10 protein-coding genes are annotated in these 17,425 nt (G+C 44.6%); 3 read left to right on the top strand and 7 right to left on the bottom strand.

The window, feature by feature from the left end; genetic code table 11:
• Positions 1 to 50: 50 nt before the first annotated feature.
• Positions 51 to 1,256 (bottom strand): MFS transporter, encoded by a 1,206-nt coding sequence (locus CB4_RS09900; protein ID WP_096465478.1) that lies wholly within the window; start codon positions 1,254 to 1,256, stop codon positions 51 to 53.
• A gap of 209 nt (positions 1,257 to 1,465) precedes the next feature.
• Between CB4_RS09900 and CB4_RS09895 the strand changes: the two genes are divergently transcribed.
• Positions 1,466 to 2,044 (top strand): TetR/AcrR family transcriptional regulator, encoded by a 579-nt coding sequence (locus tag CB4_RS09895; RefSeq protein ID WP_096465476.1) that lies wholly within the window; start codon positions 1,466 to 1,468, stop codon positions 2,042 to 2,044.
• Between the two features lie 622 nt (positions 2,045 to 2,666).
• Here CB4_RS09895 and CB4_RS09890 read toward each other — a convergent pair.
• Positions 2,667 to 4,055: an APC family permease gene (locus CB4_RS09890; RefSeq protein ID WP_096465474.1), complete on the bottom strand. Its 1,389-nt coding sequence runs from the start codon at positions 4,053 to 4,055 to the stop codon at positions 2,667 to 2,669.
• Between the two features lie 116 nt (positions 4,056 to 4,171).
• Positions 4,172 to 5,638, bottom strand: coding sequence for a 4-hydroxyphenylacetate 3-hydroxylase family protein (locus CB4_RS09885; RefSeq protein ID WP_096465472.1), 1,467 nt, complete (start codon positions 5,636 to 5,638; stop codon positions 4,172 to 4,174).
• A gap of 310 nt (positions 5,639 to 5,948) precedes the next feature.
• Here CB4_RS09885 and CB4_RS09880 point away from each other — a divergent pair, with 310 nt between their 5' ends.
• Positions 5,949 to 9,002, top strand: a complete 3,054-nt coding sequence (locus tag CB4_RS09880) for a hybrid sensor histidine kinase/response regulator (RefSeq protein WP_096465470.1) — start codon at positions 5,949 to 5,951, stop codon at positions 9,000 to 9,002.
• A gap of 53 nt (positions 9,003 to 9,055) precedes the next feature.
• Here CB4_RS09880 and CB4_RS09875 read toward each other — a convergent pair whose 3' ends face one another.
• Together CB4_RS09875 and map are read right to left on the bottom strand one after the other, a co-directional pair.
• The gene (locus CB4_RS09875; RefSeq protein ID WP_096465468.1) at positions 9,056 to 12,109 is read right to left on the bottom strand and encodes a hybrid sensor histidine kinase/response regulator; all 3,054 of its coding nucleotides are present in this window, start codon (positions 12,107 to 12,109) and stop codon (positions 9,056 to 9,058) included.
• 189 nt (positions 12,110 to 12,298) lie between these two features.
• Positions 12,299 to 13,048, bottom strand: a complete 750-nt coding sequence (gene map / locus CB4_RS09870) for a type I methionyl aminopeptidase (protein ID WP_096465466.1) — start codon at positions 13,046 to 13,048, stop codon at positions 12,299 to 12,301.
• Between the two features lie 488 nt (positions 13,049 to 13,536).
• Here map and CB4_RS09860 point away from each other — a divergent pair, with 488 nt between their 5' ends.
• Positions 13,537 to 14,391, top strand: coding sequence for a fumarylacetoacetate hydrolase family protein (locus CB4_RS09860; protein WP_096465462.1), 855 nt, complete (start codon positions 13,537 to 13,539; stop codon positions 14,389 to 14,391).
• A 625-nt stretch (positions 14,392 to 15,016) separates the two neighbouring features.
• Here CB4_RS09860 and CB4_RS09850 read toward each other — a convergent pair.
• Together CB4_RS09850 and CB4_RS09845 are read right to left on the bottom strand one after the other, a co-directional pair.
• Positions 15,017 to 16,198, bottom strand: a complete 1,182-nt coding sequence (locus CB4_RS09850; protein WP_096465458.1) for a thiolase family protein — start codon at positions 16,196 to 16,198, stop codon at positions 15,017 to 15,019.
• A gap of 24 nt (positions 16,199 to 16,222) precedes the next feature.
• Positions 16,223 to 17,368 carry an acyl-CoA dehydrogenase family protein gene (locus CB4_RS09845; RefSeq protein ID WP_096465456.1) on the bottom strand — a complete coding sequence of 382 codons (1,146 nt, stop codon included), beginning with the start codon at positions 17,366 to 17,368 and terminating at the stop codon, positions 16,223 to 16,225.
• Positions 17,369 to 17,425: the final 57 nt, after the last annotated feature.

Raw genomic sequence — 17,425 nt, 5'->3', positions numbered from 1 at the left:
TCCCGCCTTTTGGGAGTTTCACTGCCCTGAATGAATCATCTACAAGGATTTCAACGTCCTTTGCAGATGTTTCTTTTTTCAGTAAGAAAGTAAAGTAAGGCTAAAAGAGGCATAACAACTCCAATTAGAGATGTGAAGCTCCAGCCGCCATGGGCATAAGACCAACCGCCCAAAGAAGATCCAATTGCTCCGCCAATGAAGAATATAGACATGAAAAGCCCGTTCAGTCGGCCTCTTGCTTCACTCCCCAATGAATAAATCGCCCGCTGACCAAGTACAAGATTTCCCGATACGGCCGCATCCAGCATAATAGCGGCAAGAATGAGCAATATGAGAGCCGTTGTTGAATGGCCTTGAAAAAGATATGCCATCAAAAAAGACAAGGTGGCAATAATCATTGCCAATCCGGTCAAAAATCCGGTCCAGCCTTTATCCGCAAGTCTTCCAGCTATAGGTGCTGCTATCGCGCCTCCCACACCCGCTAATGCAAACAATGCGATGCCTTGCTGGGACATTCCGAATTCATCCACCAATCGTAAAGGAACCACAGTCCAAAACAGGCTAAAGGCTCCAAATAAACAAGCTTGATAAATGCCCCGGCGACGCAATATAGGCGTTTGTTTTAAAAGGGCGCCTAAAGAGACAATTAATTTACCGTAGTTTATCGTAGGTGAAGGTTTACGCTCAGGAAGAATACGTGACAACAGAACCGCCAATAGGGCGATAACAATCGCCGACAAAGCAAATACTGTTTGCCATCCCCAAATGCTGGTTATAAAGCTTGCCAGCGGCCTGGCAAGCATAATTCCGAGTAAGAGTCCACTCATCACGTTTCCAACCACGCGGCCGCGCTGCTCTTCAGACGCTAAATGGGCGGCATAGGGAACCAGTATTTGGGCTACTACAGATCCCAGTCCAATAAACAGGGACGCAGTCAGGAAAATTAGCGCATTGGGTACGAATGTTGCCGTAAGCAATGCACATACCACAACAATTAGTGATACTGCCACGAGGCGCCGATTTTCAATAATGTCACTAAGCGGTACGATAAACAGCAGCCCTGCAACATAACCGATTTGTGTTAAGGTGACAATAAATCCTGCTGCTGCGGAAGAAAGACCTATAGAGACACTGATAGGTCCTACCAGAGTTTGCGCATAATAAAGATTGGCAACGATAAGACCACATGAGGATGCTAACAGAAACATAATCCAGCTTGAAATGCGTTTACCCTCGATAATTTGATTCGTTTTCATTGTAATCCTCCCCATTTTCATATTTTAGTGTATGGAAGGGCAAGAATAATCAGTACTGCCATCGTAAATTAAATAGTGAACGCACAGTTTAGTAATTCATATTTAAACAATATACTGAACGTATAGTTTTGTAAATAGCTATTTTTTTCTTCTTGTTGAATATTTAATATAATAAACGTACAGTTTTTATTGTAAAGGAGAGGATTCGAGTGAATACCAAAAGAGGGCGTCCACGTAATGTTGAAACGCAAAAGTCTATCCTTTCTGCTTCATATGATTTGTTGTTGGAAAATGGCCTTGGAACAGTCACTGTAGAGAAAATTGCGGAGCGGGCAGGGGTTAGTAAAGCCACCATTTATAAATGGTGGACCAACAAAGCAGACGTTGTTATGGACGGCTTTCTAGCTGCTGCTACGGCAAGACTGCCGATTCCTGACACGGGTTCAGTATTTAATGACATACTTATCCATGCCACTAGTTTAGCTCGATTTTTGACCAGTCGGGAAGGTAAAATCATTAAGGAGTTGATTGGTGAAGGGCAATTTGATTCAAGACTGGCGGAGGCATATCGGACCAGATACTTCCATCCTCGCCGGCTTGAGGCTAAGCAGCTTTTGGAACGGGGGGTTCAGCGAGGGGATTTGAGGGAAAATCTCGATCTCGATTTAAGTGTTGACCTCATTTACGGACCAATTTTCTATAGATTGCTAGTGATAGGTGAAAATTTGGATGATGTTTATGTTGAAAATTTAGTGAAATATTCATTTACAGGAATTAATTCAATTTAAATAGATACCCTAATTTTACCCTTTGCTTAAATGACGAGGCGAAGCTGAAAATGATTATTTTGAAAATTGGCATTCTCATTTCGAGAAGGAGAACCTACTGATTAGTTTGATACTAAACTAAACCAGCTAATAGAAGCTTTTGTAATCTTCCACAATCGGGCGCGATTGTGGAGTAACATATAGATTTAAACGACTTTATTGCTACTTTACAGCTGAGCTTTGATATGTAGGTAAAAGATAAGAAAGCGGTCTTGCGAAAAACCAGTGGTTATCGAGTGAATCCATTCTGGCGTTGTGTGTTTTCTGTAAACCGAAACGTTGTGCGGGGAGTGGGAGAAGGGAGGAGCACGAGCGCCTGTATGTGCCTACTCAGCAGAGGGAGAACGACGAACAGGCCTTTGCCCGCAATCCTTCTATGAATCAACATCGCAGGCTGTTCTTTGCGGGCACGTTCGTCGGACTCCTGAAGCGGACAGTCAACACTTCCCTGCAAGCATACCGAAGCGAACGGCTCCTCCCTTCTCCCACTCCCTCACCACCACACGTTGTCGATTCTACAAAAAAAGAGCTATCCCGTTCGCCATGCTCTGGCTTCCGAGACAGCCCCACTGTCGTAACGCAACTAAAACGAATCCTCTTTAAACATCTCGACTTTTTTCGTAAAGCCTTTACTCATGATAGCCAGATAAATAATCCCGAGCACAAGCCAGCTTCCTCCGACAATATGCCCAATTCGATCCATCCCCCACATGATGTAAGCGCATACAACCAATCCAGCTAGCGGGAACAATACATATGGAACAAAAGCCGTAAACGAACGTTCTTGTCTCTTGATGTAATACTCGATGAATACTGATAAATTCACACAGAGAAATCCGATTAGCGCACCGAACACAATGATCAAAAAGAGTACGCTTAAGTCAATCAAAACGGCACCGATGTACCCGGTAGCTGCCATAAATAAAATACTGTAGGCTGGTGTTTTATGTTTCGGATGAAGATGTGCAAAAAACTTGGGCAATACACGTTCACGCCCCATTCCGTATAGCAAGCGGGAAGCGGCTGCCTGCCCTGCCAGAGCTGTCGAAATGCCAGAAAGCGAAATAATTAACGCTAAAAGCGTAGCCAGCCCGCTTCCTCCCACAAGCGTCGTAATCTCGAAAAAGGCTGTATCCGGTGACTGAAAAGCCGTGAAATTCGGGAATGTTAACGTAGCAAAATAAACTTGAGCCACATACAACACCGCACTTATCACACAGGCTAGTACCGCAGCTTTTCCAACCATTTTCCCGGAAACACTTGAATCTTCTGCCATCGTTGTTACCGCATCAAAACCGAGGAAAGAAAGAACTGCAATGGATGCTCCCCCGATCAGAGAGTGCCACGTAAAGGTTTGTGCATGATAAATCCCTTGCATCGAAAAAACACTTCCGACACCTACTCCATGAAGCAATGCCTTTATCGCAAAACCGACAAACAAAACAATACTTAATACCATGATTATGGTCATGAAGATATTCACTCTTGAAGCAACCTGCGTTCCGATACAATTAAACACCGTTACCGGAACGACAAACAAAAGCAGCATCAGCCAAAGTGGAATAGACGGCAGCAATTCCATCGCATAGATTGCGCTCAGTTTATATAACAAAATGGGAATGAGCACGTAATCAAGCAGCATAGACCAGCCCGCAATAAAACCTACATACGGATGAATCGCCCGTGATGTATAACTGTACGTAGAACCTGCAATCGGAAATACCTCTGCCATTTTACCATACGAATATGCTGTGAATATCATCGCGACTAGCCCAACAATATACGACAAAACAGCATGCCCCTGCGATACTTGTGCAAGTGAACCAAAAAGAGTCTGAGCGGAAACAGGCGCCATGAAAACCATCCCAAATATAACTAAGTCACGCGTCTTTAATACTCGTTTTAATTCTGCCTTTTGACCAGATGTTCCAATCGTAACCGACCCATTAATAGAAGTCGTTTCTGTTTCCATAGAAAAGCGCCCCCTCTTTTGCTAGGATTATCTATTCTGGCTATTCCAGCAGCTACATACGAGAAAAGCTTCTTCCTTATACTAGACTATAGAGGAAGAAGCGATCCCAAGCTATTTTACTTTGTGGCCTGTAATTCGTTTACCGGCTCATTCAAGAACTGCTTCACTAGCATTTCGGCATGTTCTTTCTCGGCGACTTTGTAGTTTAATGCTGTCATGCGGTAAGCGTCACTCAGATAGAAACGTTCGTACAAATCACCGCGTCCAGCAAGCTCTGAGCCGATAAAGTCCCAGCCGAGACGGAATAAGCGAATGCGTTGTTCTGCATCAGCATTGCGTGCCTGGTAATATTTCGTAATATCATTCGCCAGCGGTCCGTTCATATCTTTCAAAGATGGCGTAAGCATATATCCACCGCCACCAATAACTTTCAGCAGTTCAGTAGCTCGTGGAATCCATTTCGGCATCAAACCGCGAAGCGCGATCAACGGCTTATCATCCGGTGCCCAGATTCCTTTGCCATCTACTTCAAAAGCCCCTTCCTCGGCAGCCACTACACCTGCGCGTGTCATCTCCATCATGTTCCAGATTTCCCCGAGTTTTTCTTGAACATGATCGAATGCATTTACCCCTGTCGTATCGGCAATCATATGGCCAAGACCAAAGGCAAACTCAAGTTTAGTTAAGGCGCGGTTCATCGCCTGGAAGATGATATAGTTTCTCCAGTATCCGTCTCCAATTACTTCCGAATAACCTACCGTATCCCCGTCCATAAACACGCGATCTTTTGGTACGTGTACATCATCGAAAATAACGACGGCATCCATTTCATCAAAGCGAGAAGACAACGGATAGTCAAAGTTATTTCTCTCCTTGCTGTATGAATCGCGACAGATAAATTTAAGCCCCGGCGTATTCATCGGAACTGCAAAACAAATCGCATACTTCTTATCTTGAAGACGGATATCACTGCCTGGATATACAGTTAATTCATCTGCGAAAGGTGCCAGCGTTGCCAGCATCCGTGCACCCCGTACGATAATCGAATCTTCTGTTTCCCCTACTTTGTGCAAAGACACTTCCCCGCCGCCCTGCTCGGCTTCCGATACGGAACGATCCACCTGAGGATTAATAATTGAGTGAGTCATAATTAAATCATTGTCTCGAACATACTTTTGATATGCAATCATATTTCGTGCACCCTGCTCGTTTCCACGACGAGCCCATACATCAGCATGGCCCGCAAAACAAGCAAAGGTTGTATTCATATAATCCGGGCTTCGGCCCATTAAGCCGACAGAAGCTTCGGCCCACACTTTCATCGCTTTACGAATTCGTTTAATGTCTTCTTTGCTTCTTGGGATCAGATGGGTAATTCCAAATTTTTCACCTGTTTCCGGGCAAGTAGCTGTCATAATTTCTGGATATTTATGCTGCAAATCGAACAGTTTCGCGATATGCTCGGCTGCCCCTTTAAACGCCGGGTGAGTCGTTACATCTTGTATTAACTCCCCATCTAACCAAATCTCACGTCCATCGTTTTTCAACCCTTCAAGAAATTGCTGCCCTGTCCGTACTGCCATACCAAACCCTCCCTAGAATAAAGATAAAATAATAACGCTTACATTTTTAGTGGAAATATACCGCACGCTCTACCTTTTCCACGTTCCTCCTCACTATTGTTAGAATTTATTAAATCGTTAAATATTTAACGTTTGATACCAAAATAATAATATGGGCATTCTTTCGTGTCAATATAATATTTTCAATTATCTAAACATTTTTAAAACTATAACGATTGAGAGCTAAGGAACATACTCCTTATCTATGTAGCGATTTATGATACAATAATCCTACAAAGTCTATTTGCTTATATCTAGTTGAGGTGCATACATGAAAACACGACTACTCGCTTTTTTTCTTTGTATCCTTGCTTTCATCGGGATTTTTTACGGGATATGGTGGATGATGAATAAGTTCAACCATCAGACATCTCCACGATCACAGCATGGTTTCCTCGATTTATCCACCTGGGATTTCACGAAAAATGGGGCTGTTCCTCTTACAGGGGAATGGGAGTTTTATCCGAATCAACTGCTAACCCATCATGACTTTGTTGTTTCACGGCCTACGCCAGAGTATGTGCCTGTTCCATCTCCCTGGAATCGTTATACCCGTAATGGAAAATCGCTTTCGCCCTTTGGAAGTGCCACCTATCGCTTACAAATCAAGTTGCCACATGCGGAAAAAGTATTCGGCCTTAAAACGTCAATCATCCGTATGTCAAACCGTATCTATATCAATGGCAAACAGCTCGGGGCAAGCGGCATTCCAAAAACCAATGCTACCTATTCTCCGGAAAACACACCGTATACCCGCTATACACAACTATCAGGTGGGGTCGTGGAGATACTCGTTCATGTCGCAAACTACGACTACGCTCCTGGCGGGGGAATCATCGATCCGATTTATTTTGGGGAACAGACATCCATCGCGGCTCTGCAAAATAAAGCCTTGTTGTTCGATTCCATTGTCATAACGAGCATGACCATAATGGGACTGTATTTGTTTGGTCTATATACACAAAGACGAAGCGATTTATTTTTACTATACTTTGCACTGTATTGCTTGGCTGCGGCCTTTTATGCAGCTACACACGGCGAGAAAATATTGTACATGTTCGTCCCGTCCATCCATTATTATGTATTTGCCAAACTGCAATTTTTCTCTACCTCGATCACCTTGATTGGCCTGACAATGTACACATATTATTCCTTCCGAGAGCTATGCTCCAAATGGGTGATTAGAATCTGTCTGGCAGTCGGAATCTTCCTAGTAGCTGTAGTTGCTTGCCCGTTATCTGTTCATAGTCGTTTTGAGATTTTGCAAATTACGTTTGCTCTTTACACATGGATGTATCTCACGTACATGTCAATACTAGCGTCCATTCGCCGGGTAGAAGGGACTTTCTATCTGATTTTTAGCTCGCTTTTCTTAATCATGTATACGATCATGCTCGCGCTTACTAGTATAGGATATTTGCCTTTGAACATTGTGCCACCATTTTGGCCTGTTCTATTTATCTTGCTGCATTCGCTCTGGATGTCGCTACGCTTCTCCAATGCATTCAAAAAAGTAGAAGAACTATCTGTAAAACTATTAACGTTTGACAAACGTAAAGATGAATTTCTCGCTAAAACTTCCCATGAATTACGAACGCCGTTACATGGAATTATTAATATCGCTGAACTATTGCTGCAAGACAAAAAAGAAGACCTGGAGCCAAAGCAAAAAGAGGGCCTCGTCGCCATTCACTTGATCGGAAAACGGCTTGCCACACTGATTAATGATATTGTTGATGTATCGAAAATCAAACACGGTGAGTTGCGTATTTATCCCGTTCCGGTTGACACGAGAGCCGTAGCACAGATGATTATATCCTTCTTCGAAATGATGCAAAAAGAAAAGCAGCTTCTCCTTATCAACCAAATTCCCAACGATCTTCCTCTTGCCTATGCGGACGAAAATCGCTTGAAGCAAATTTTTTATAATCTAGTGGATAATGCAATAAAATATACAGATAGCGGAAAAGTGGAACTCTTGGGCTATGTAGAAGGAAATTTTGTAACCATTTCTGTAAAAGATACCGGGACAGGAATTCCAGCAGAAAAATTCGAGGAAATTTTCGACTCCTTCCACCAACTTGAAGATCATATGACAAGTGAGAATCCGGGAATCGGTCTTGGGTTAAGCATTACGAAGCAGCTCATCGAATTACACGGCGGGACGATTCACGTTCAATCTACAGTAGGGGAAGGTTCATGCTTTACTTTTACATTACCGATTGCAAATGAAGGGAATAAGGATATACAGGAACACACGTTATTCACCGATGCCGAGTCCGCAGCTACTGCTACTCTATCATTTTCTACGCCATACAAGTTATTGAAAGAATCGACTTATACCGTGCTTGTCGTCGACGACGAATACTCGAACTTAAAAGTGCTGCTCGACGCTCTCGATTCGATGGGCCATTCCGTCATCGCGGCCAAAAATGGGCAAGAGGCACTGGATATGCTTCACAGCCATCCAACGATTGATTTGGTGATTCTAGATCTTATGATGCCGCGCATGTCCGGCTTAGACGTATGCCGGACAATCCGGGCCACCCATAAACTAACAGAGATCCCGGTTCTTATCCTAACAGCAGCGGGACAACTTGGTGACATTGTCGCTTCTTTTGAAGCAGGGGCTAATGATTTCTTGCAAAAGCCTGTAGCACTTCCTGAATTAAAAGCGCGAGTGGAGTCGTTGCTCTTACTGAAAAAATCTGTTCAGGAAGCCCTGCAACATGAGCTGGACTTTTTGCAAGCTCAGATTACCCCGCATTTTCTGTATAATACGCTCAATACGGTTATCTCTCTCTCCTACAAAGATGTAGAGAAAATGCGCGAGATCATTAATGATCTCACGTATTATTTGCGAGCCAAGTTTGACTTCCATAACCAGGAACGACTCATTCCACTTGCCCAAGAGCTTGAATTAGTACGAGCTTACTTTGGCATTGAGGAAGTACGTTACGGAACACGCCTGCGTGTTATTTTTGAGATCGACGAGACGGTTCACTGTTTATTACCCCCTCTCACGATTCAACCACTCGTCGAAAACGCGGTCCGCCATGGAATTGCTCCGAAACTTTCAGGTGGAACGATTACGCTCTCGATCTCTCAAACGATAGATATGATTTATATTACCGTTGCTGATGATGGGGTGGGGATTGCGGAATCCCGCCTGAAAGAAATTGTTGTGGGTCAGTACAAAGGAGTCGGTCTCCAAAACGTGGACAAACGTTTACAAAACTTCTATCAATGTCGTCTACAAATCGAAAGTTCTGATCAGACAGGGACAACCATTACGATCGCATTACCAAAGGAAAAACTACGATAAAGAAGGGCTAGCCTTGAAAGGTCATGTTTCATGTCCTTTTGAGGCTAGCCCTGTTACATTCCCTCTTCCTTTATTAACATGACTACTTTTGTCCCTTCTCCACTTGCACTTTCGATTTGCAACTGACAATTGTACATCGTTTGCAGGCGTTTATTGACATTCTTAAATCCAACTCCATCGTATTGCCCGTCAAGAATTTGGCGAATGCGTTCTTGCGGCATTCCAACTCCGTCATCTTCTACCGCAATACAAACCTCGTCTCTCATTTGCTGAATGGAAACTTTCACCGTTCCCCCGGAAACTTGTGGGGCAATTCCATGTTGAATCGCATTTTCCACAAGCGGTTGAATGGTCAATGGAGGAAGAAGGCATGCAACAGCCTCATCAATATCAAATACAATCTGAAGTCGATGCGAGTATCGTACCTGTTCAATCTCCAGGTAGGCTCGTACGAGTTCAAGTTCTTGTTGGATCGGGACGAAGCGCTCTGTACGATTAAAATCAAACTTTGCACGTAAATAGTACGCTAAATCATGAATGATTTCGCGCATTTTTTCACTGTCCTTATACGAGAGCGACACGATTGTATTAAGCGTATTGTATAAAAAATGTGGGGTAATTTGTGCTTGTAAAAAATCCAGCTCATTCTGAATCGCATGTTGTGCTGATTTTTTCATAAGCAGCAAAGAATCGACTCTAGCCTTCAATTCCGCAAGTTCTACAGGTTTTTGTAAAAAGTCATTGGCACCTGCTTCAAACGAAGCAAGAATATCCCCGACCTGTCCAGTTGCTGTGAGCATAAGAATAGGCAGTTCACTTAAGCTAGACGTTTTTCGAATGTGCCTGCACACCTCTAAACCAGACAAGCGCGGCATCATCAGATCTAGAATCACCAAATCAATCGTTGGATGACTTTGCAGTACCTCAATCGCTTCCTCTCCATTTTTTACTGCAATCACCGAATATCCCATCAAATCCATGGCATTCATCACAATTGTTAAATTCGAATACTCATCATCTACGACTAATACGGTATAGGCGCCGTTCCTGATCATTTTGTGCGGAGTGGAGAAAGAGACGTCTCGTCCCCCCATATTTTTTAGAGAATACACGTTTTCTTCATGTATTTCTTCCTTTCTCTCTTCTTTAGCGATCGGTAGCGTAAACGTAAAGCGCGTTCCTTCTCCTACTTTTGACGCTACCGTAATTGTCCCCCCGTGTAATTCAACTAATTGCTTGGTAATATTTAAGCCAAGGCCAATTCCGCTATTCTCCCGGGTCATATGCGCCTCTAATTGATGAAACGACTGAAAAATTTCATCATATTTATCTTCTGGAATCCCTGTTCCCGTATCTTCCACGACAATCTCCAGCCACTCACCATGTACGTAAGCCAAAAGCTCAACCTTTCCATGTAACGTATATTTCAGAGCATTATCCACTAGATTATAGAAAATCTGATGCAGACGATTCTCATCTACATAAGCAGGGGGTAAGTCTTGTGGAATATGGTTAAGCAGCATGATTCCTTTTTCGTGCTGTAACGTAGAGAAAATAGCAAGTACCGTCTGAGCACTCGTTCTTACATCAATACAAGATGGATAAATAGATAATTCGCCCTGCTTCATTTTTGAAACGTCGATAATATCATGAATGAGATTAGAGAGACGCTTGCCTGTTGAATGAATCAAGTATAAACTCTCTTTTTGTCTAGGATGTATCTGTTCCCCGATGTCGTTTAACAATAGCTGTGTCAGGTTAATAATTCCATGTAGCGGCGTTCGTAACTCATGCGAGGTTTTGGCGAGAAATTCATCCTTCACTTTATCAGCCGCGACCAATTTCATAGACAACTCTTCATTCTTTTTAAAGACATTATAAAAACGAAGCGACATCCAGAAAGAATGCATCACCATAAATAAAAGCGGCTCAAACGGAGGTAAAAGATACGTAGGTGAATATCCGTTTATATTAAGCACTGTATCCACCATCGCAACCATTAATGAAAAAGCTCCAATCGTAACGTAGCCTGCTCCTTCCACCCTTCTAACCGCTGCCAATACGGAGATATAAATCATATAAAAGTACGGGATAACTCCTAAAAATGAGAGGCTAAGATCCACCTGTGAATAAACGCGCATCGGAAAGATAAGAAACATCATTATAAGCACACTGTTTATCAAGACACTTACTCGAACAAACCATAAAAAACATAGTTTCGGAAACGAGAAATATGTATACAAAACTAGACTGATCCCACTAACCATACCTGAAATAACTTGCAGTCTTTGAAACAAAAAGTAATCGATTTGGGGAAAGAACGTATACAGCATCTTCTCCCCATGTGTAACGACATAGAGTGCTGAAAAAAAGCAAAAAAGGGAGAAGTATACTACAGGCCTATCTTTTCTTCTTTGCATATATAGTCCAAGAAAATACACACCCATAAGAAAAAAACTCGTCAGCATAACCCAATCGAATAGAAGTGCCTTTTCTCGTAATGCGGAAATAGCCGCCTGGCTTCCAAAATAAATCGCATGTGAAATTCCACCGTTAGGCGCATACACATAATTAGAAACTTGAACAATGATGTCCAGCTTAGCGCCTGATACATTCACATAGCGCACGTACGGTGTGTTTTTCGGCGAATAGGTTTCGGGGCTTCCTGGTACTCCACTCGATCCTATCAGCTGCCCATTCACATAGATTTTATTTGCCGTACGAATGATCGATGTTTTAATCCCAACAATCTGTTCGCGACCGTTTAGCTTGATTTGCAGACGATACGTTGCACTACCGTAAGCAGAACGCTTCTTGCCATTGATGCTATACTGATTCCAGAAGGAAGGGACCTGGACATACATCGGCGTCTTTTCTTCTCTTGTAAAGTCTTCTGGTACAAGCAATTGATCTGGATAAAACGCCCACTCCCCATTCAAAAGAATGGCCTCCTGTTTCCCAAGATCCCATGTTGATAAATCAAGGATACCGTGTCGGGCGGATGGCACTTCCTTCGACTTATTTTTTTCAATAACCGCCCAAAAAAGAGCAAAAATTACAGTGAAAGATAAAAGACATATCCCAAATGCTAGTAGCCTTGTTCTCATGCACGCCCCCTATACCGTAACTTTTTTACAGCAAAATATCACCACAACAAAAAAGGCTGGAACGTTGAGGCCCCAACCTTTTTTTGCTTATAGCCGGCTCTACTCGTACCCACTTTCATTTTACCAAACGCTTCTGAACATATTCTGAACAAATAACGTGCAGCATCCAGCTCTTTCACCGCTTACCCATTATTTTTGTTCCGTCAGAATACGAGGGCCATCTTTGGTAATCGCCAGTGTGTGTTCATACTGTACCGAAAATTTCCCATCTGTCGTCCGCGCCGTCCAGCCGTTCGCGTCCATCTTGCTATGCCATGTGCCCATGTTGACCATCGGCTCAATCGTAATAACCATTCCTTCTTTCAAGCGCATTCCTTTACCTGGCTTGCCGTAATGAAGTACAGCCGGGTCCTCGTGAATCGTTTTCCCGATGCCGTGACCAGTAAAGTCCCGCACAACCGAAAATCCGGCAGCCTCGACATATGACTGAATCGCATGCCCGATATCGCCGAGTCGATTGCCGATTGTCGCCTGTTCAATCCCCTTATATAATGATTCCTTCGTTACATGCAGCAGTCGCTCCACTTCGGGCGAAACCGTTCCTACCGCATACGTCCAGGCAGAATCAGCCAGTGCTCCATTCAAATTCACGACCATATCAATCGTGACAATATCGCCGTCTTTTAACGGTTTTTTATTCGGAAACCCGTGGCAGATCTCATCGTTTACGGATGCACATGTCGCATATTTATAGCCCTGGTACCCTTTTTGCTCCGGCGTCGCACCATGCTCTTTCAAGTACTTCTCTACAAACGCTTCGATCTCCCAGGTTGTAATTCCTGGTTTCATCATTGTGGCAATTTTTTTGTGGCACGAAGCAAGCAGCTTACCTGCCTCATGCATCCGTTCAATTTCTTTTTCGTTCTTCAATATGATCATAATGTAAATCTCTCCTGTTATCCGTGACATTCAAAAAACTTTTCATATAAACTGTAGCATTAACATCGTTAACAATCAACATTCCATCACCAGAGCGGCTCCCTACATAGTAATCACAAAACAACTATATGACATTCGTGAGCAAAGATTTTATAATTGAAATATTCAGTTTCTACACCCATAAATAGACTTGGCGGGTTTAGAGCTCCCAAATGTGCGGTGGAGGATCGAAGAAGGAAGTCGTCTGTCACTTCGGTACGCTTTCCACCCAGCGGAAGGAGAACAACGAACGGGCCTTTGCCTGCAATCCTCCCATAAAAAACATCGTGGGGCTTTTCTTTGCAGGCGAGTTCGTTGGGCTCCTGGAGCGGACAGTTTAGACTTCTCCGCAAAGCGTACCCAAGGGAACGGCTTCTCTCTTCTCCCCCTCCCACCACCAAAGCTACTGGAATCACCAAAAAGCCTACATCTAATATAAGGAGGAAACTATGAAACTTTTAAACTTTAACCAACAGGATCAGATTCGCCTCGGAATAAAAACAGACCACGGAATCATTGATGTAGGTACTACTCTTAACGAAACGCTTACCATGGAACAAGTAATCGAACAGGGAGATGCCGGGCTGGCTAGACTCCGCACTCTGCTTGAGCATCCCAATCTTTCGTACATAGATGAAACAGAAATTAGCTACGCACCCATTGTATCGAAGCCGGAAAAAATTATTTGTGTTGGTCTAAACTACATAAGCCACGCCGAAGAGTCTAACATGCAGATCCCAACCTCTCCCGTCTTGTTCAGCAAGTTTGCAAATGCACTGGCTGCTCATAAGGAACCGATCCGTCTCCCGCGCCACTCAGAAAAAATCGATTATGAAGCTGAACTTGTTATTGTAATCGGAAAAACTGCCAAAGATGTTTCGGAAGCGGATGCACTTCATTACGTATACGGCTACAGCGCAGGCAATGATCTCTCTGCACGTGATTTCCAATTCCGCTCCAGTCAATGGCTGCTTGGAAAAACATGCGATCAATTTGCCCCCGTCGGACCTTATCTGGTTACAGCTGATGAAGTAGGGGATGCCGGGAATTTACGTATTCAGTGTACGGTAAATGGGGAAGTACGCCAGTCTGCCAATACGAAAGATATGATTTTTAGTTGCGCAGCCATCATCAGCTACGTGTCTCATCACATGACGCTGCAGCCCGGTGATATCATTTATTCCGGTACGCCGGAGGGTGTTATCCTCGGATATCCAGAAGATAAGCAGAAGTGGCTACAGCCAGGAGATAAGGTTGCGGTTTCCATTGAGAAAATTGGGACGCTTACGAATGTACTAGTGTAGCAGAAAATTTTTCCTTGTTGGGTTTGGATCTCTCCATCGTGTAGTGGAGGAGCAGAGAAGGAAGTCGCCTTTCACTTCAGTACGCTTTGCTGGGAAGTGTATCAGGGCCGCTCCAGATGACTGACAAACTCGCCCACAAAAGGTCAGGATGCTTTCTCCATGAAGTGTTGTGGGCAAAGGCACGTTTGTCTGTCCTCTTTCGCTCGGTAGCGCGTACAGGCGTTCTGTGGCGACTCCCTTCTCCGCTCCTGCCGACAGTTGGGAAATCAAACACAAAGTGCAAATTAGATATGACTTCATCTTGTGTAGCTGTATGTTGGATTTTTCTTTTTTTGACCCCAACTTTGTTGGGAGGGGAGAAGCGAGAAGTAAGAGAGCGCCTGTACGCTTTTCACCCAGCGGAAGGAGAACGACGAACGGGCCTTTGCCTGCAATCCTCCCATGAAAAAACATCGTGGGGCTTTTCTTTGCAGGCGAGTTCGTTGGGCTCCTGGAGCGGACAGTTTAGACATCTCCGCAAAGCGTACCGAAGCGAACGGCTTCTCTCTTCTCCCCCCACCACCAAAGTCTGAAACCACAAAAAAGTCCACCCATCAAACAGGTAGACTTTTTGTGTACTGCTAGTCTAGTCAAGCGCCTCCACAATCACAGCCGCAGCCGGGCCCCCGCCTGCACATAAAGACGCACAGCCATACCGGACACCACGGCGCTTCATTTCATTAAGCAGCGTCACAAGTAACCGGACACCTGTCGAACCAACCGGATGACCTAGGGATACGCCGGAACCGTTCGCATTTACGTTCTCGATATCGATCTTTAACTCCCGGTTCACCGCAAGGAACTGGGCGGCAAATGCTTCGTTAATCTCCCAATAGCCAATGTCATCGATACTCAGATCCGCAAACTTGAGCGCACGCTCAACCGCTGGAACGACGCCGATTCCCATTACTTTCGGATCAACTGCCGCAGAAGCCGTAGCCACGATACGGGCGAGCGGTTTGAGACCGAGCTCGTTTGCCTTGTCTGCGGACATAATAATAAGGGCCGCTGCACCATCATTCAGACTGGACGCATTACCAGCTGTCACGGTTCCGTCCTTTTTGAACACCGGACGCAATTTGCCCAGGGACTCAAGACTCGTCTCCTGATTCGGATGCTCATCGGTATCAATAACAATGGTTCCTTTTCTCGTTTGTACTTCAACTGGAACGATTTCGTTTTTGAAATTCCCTTCCTTGATCGCCTGGCAAGCACGTTGATGGCTGAGCAGCGCATGTGCATCCTGCTCCTCACGAGAAATCTCATACTGCTCGGCAAGATTTTCGGCCGTTACGCCCATATGATAATTGTTGTATGGATCAATAAGTGCGTCATGTAACAGCGAATCAACAAATTCTCCGCCCCCCAGACGGAAGCCGTCCCGTGCTTTATGCAGCAGATGCGGCACGTTCGTCATACTTTCAAAACCAACTGCAGCCCCAATCTCAACTTTGCCGAGCATAATCTCCTGCACAAGAATTTCTGTTGCCCGGATAGAGGATGGGCACTGCTGGTTAATCGTTGCCGCCACCGTTTCTACATTGCAGCCTGCTCCGAGTGCGACCTGACGAGCTGGATTTCCTTTACATCCAGCCTGGTACACATGACCTGCCAGCACTTCTTCAATTTGCTCGGCGGCAATGCCCGCTTTCTCAATCGCTGCCTTTAGTGCAATAATCCCAAGCTCTACTGCTGTCAAACTTTTTAATGCTCCGGAAAAATCGCCAATTGGTGTCCGCATTCCACTTACAATTACGACGTCACGCATAAAGAATCCCTCCGTTATCGTTTGTTATAGTCCCAAATTTTTCGCAATAATTGTTTTCATAATTTCGGTTGTACCTGCATAAATCGCCGCTACCGGAATATCGCGGTACCTGCGGGCAATTTCGTATTCTTCCATATACCCATAGCCGCCGTGCAGCTGCATGCATTCGGATGCGACCTGCTTGGCCATATCGGTCAGCCACCATTTCGCCATCGACACTTGTGTGACTGCTTCTTTGCCTTCCATATGATTGACGATGAGATCATCTAAGAACGTACGACCAATCTCGATCTGCGTTGCCATCTCGGCAATTTTGAAGCGAGTATTCTGGAAGCTGCCAATCGACTGGCCGAACGCTTTCCGGTTTTGTACGTATTCCATTGTTAGCTTCAGCATTTCCTCCGCGGCAACTTGCGCAGCGATCGCTACAACCAGCCGCTCCTGTTGCAGCTTATCCATCAAATAATAGAAGCCCCTGCCTTCCTCTCCGAGCAAGTTCTGGACCGGGACACGTGCATCTTCAAAAATAAGCTCGGCTGTGTCCTGACTGCGCAAACCGACTTTATCCAGCTTTTTGCCGCGTGAGAATCCTGGTGTGTTGCGATCTACGACAAGCAGGCTAATGCCTTTATACGCCGGTTTGGCCGCTGGATCGGTTTTGCATACGACAACGACCAGATCGGCGTGAATGCCGTTTGTAATGAACGTTTTCTCCCCATTGAGAATGTAATGCTCACCGTCGCGTACCGCTGTTGTCCGGATTCCGGCCAGATCTGATCCAGCACCCGGTTCCGTCATCGCAATCGCCGTAATCAGCTCCCCACTGATGCAGCCAGGAAGCCAACGTTCTTTCTGTTCCTCGGTCCCAAATGTATCGAGATACGGAACGACAATATCATTATGTAGTCCCACTCCGATCAAGCTCGATCCAACCCGTTCCAATTCCTCGTTAATAATCACTTCATACACGAAATCCGCATTCAGTCCGCCATACCGTTCATCTATCCATGGACACAGAAAGCCGTTCTCCCCTAGCTTCGCCCAGAATTCGCGCGGGATGATACCATCCTTCTCCCACATGTTATAATATGGATACGCTTCTTTTTCTAAAAACTTGCGGAATGCATCGCGAAATATTTTGTGTTCTTCCTGCATGTATCTGCCTGCCATCTGAACCCCTCCAAACATGATGTGTGCTGTTTGCCTTTACTTATAGTTAAAAGCAAG

This window comes from Aneurinibacillus soli, assembly GCF_002355375.1.
GTDB lineage: Bacteria > Bacillota > Bacilli > Aneurinibacillales > Aneurinibacillaceae > Aneurinibacillus > Aneurinibacillus soli.
The sequence above is the reverse complement of the archived record's forward strand: the minus strand, read 5'-3'. Positions and strand labels throughout refer to the sequence as shown.

Coding starts and splice junctions, on each gene's coding strand:
- CB4_RS09890 (WP_096465474.1), bottom strand. CDS start 4,055: ATGGAAACAGAAACGACTTCTATTAATGGGTCGGTTACGATTGGAACA.
- CB4_RS09875 (WP_096465468.1), bottom strand. CDS start 12,109: ATGAGAACAAGGCTACTAGCATTTGGGATATGTCTTTTATCTTTCACT.
- CB4_RS09880 (WP_096465470.1), top strand. CDS start 5,949: ATGAAAACACGACTACTCGCTTTTTTTCTTTGTATCCTTGCTTTCATC.
- CB4_RS09850 (WP_096465458.1), bottom strand. CDS start 16,198: ATGCGTGACGTCGTAATTGTAAGTGGAATGCGGACACCAATTGGCGAT.
- CB4_RS09885 (WP_096465472.1), bottom strand. CDS start 5,638: ATGGCAGTACGGACAGGGCAGCAATTTCTTGAAGGGTTGAAAAACGAT.
- CB4_RS09860 (WP_096465462.1), top strand. CDS start 13,537: ATGAAACTTTTAAACTTTAACCAACAGGATCAGATTCGCCTCGGAATA.
- map (WP_096465466.1), bottom strand. CDS start 13,048: ATGATCATATTGAAGAACGAAAAAGAAATTGAACGGATGCATGAGGCA.
- CB4_RS09900 (WP_096465478.1), bottom strand. CDS start 1,256: ATGAAAACGAATCAAATTATCGAGGGTAAACGCATTTCAAGCTGGATT.
- CB4_RS09845 (WP_096465456.1), bottom strand. CDS start 17,368: ATGGCAGGCAGATACATGCAGGAAGAACACAAAATATTTCGCGATGCA.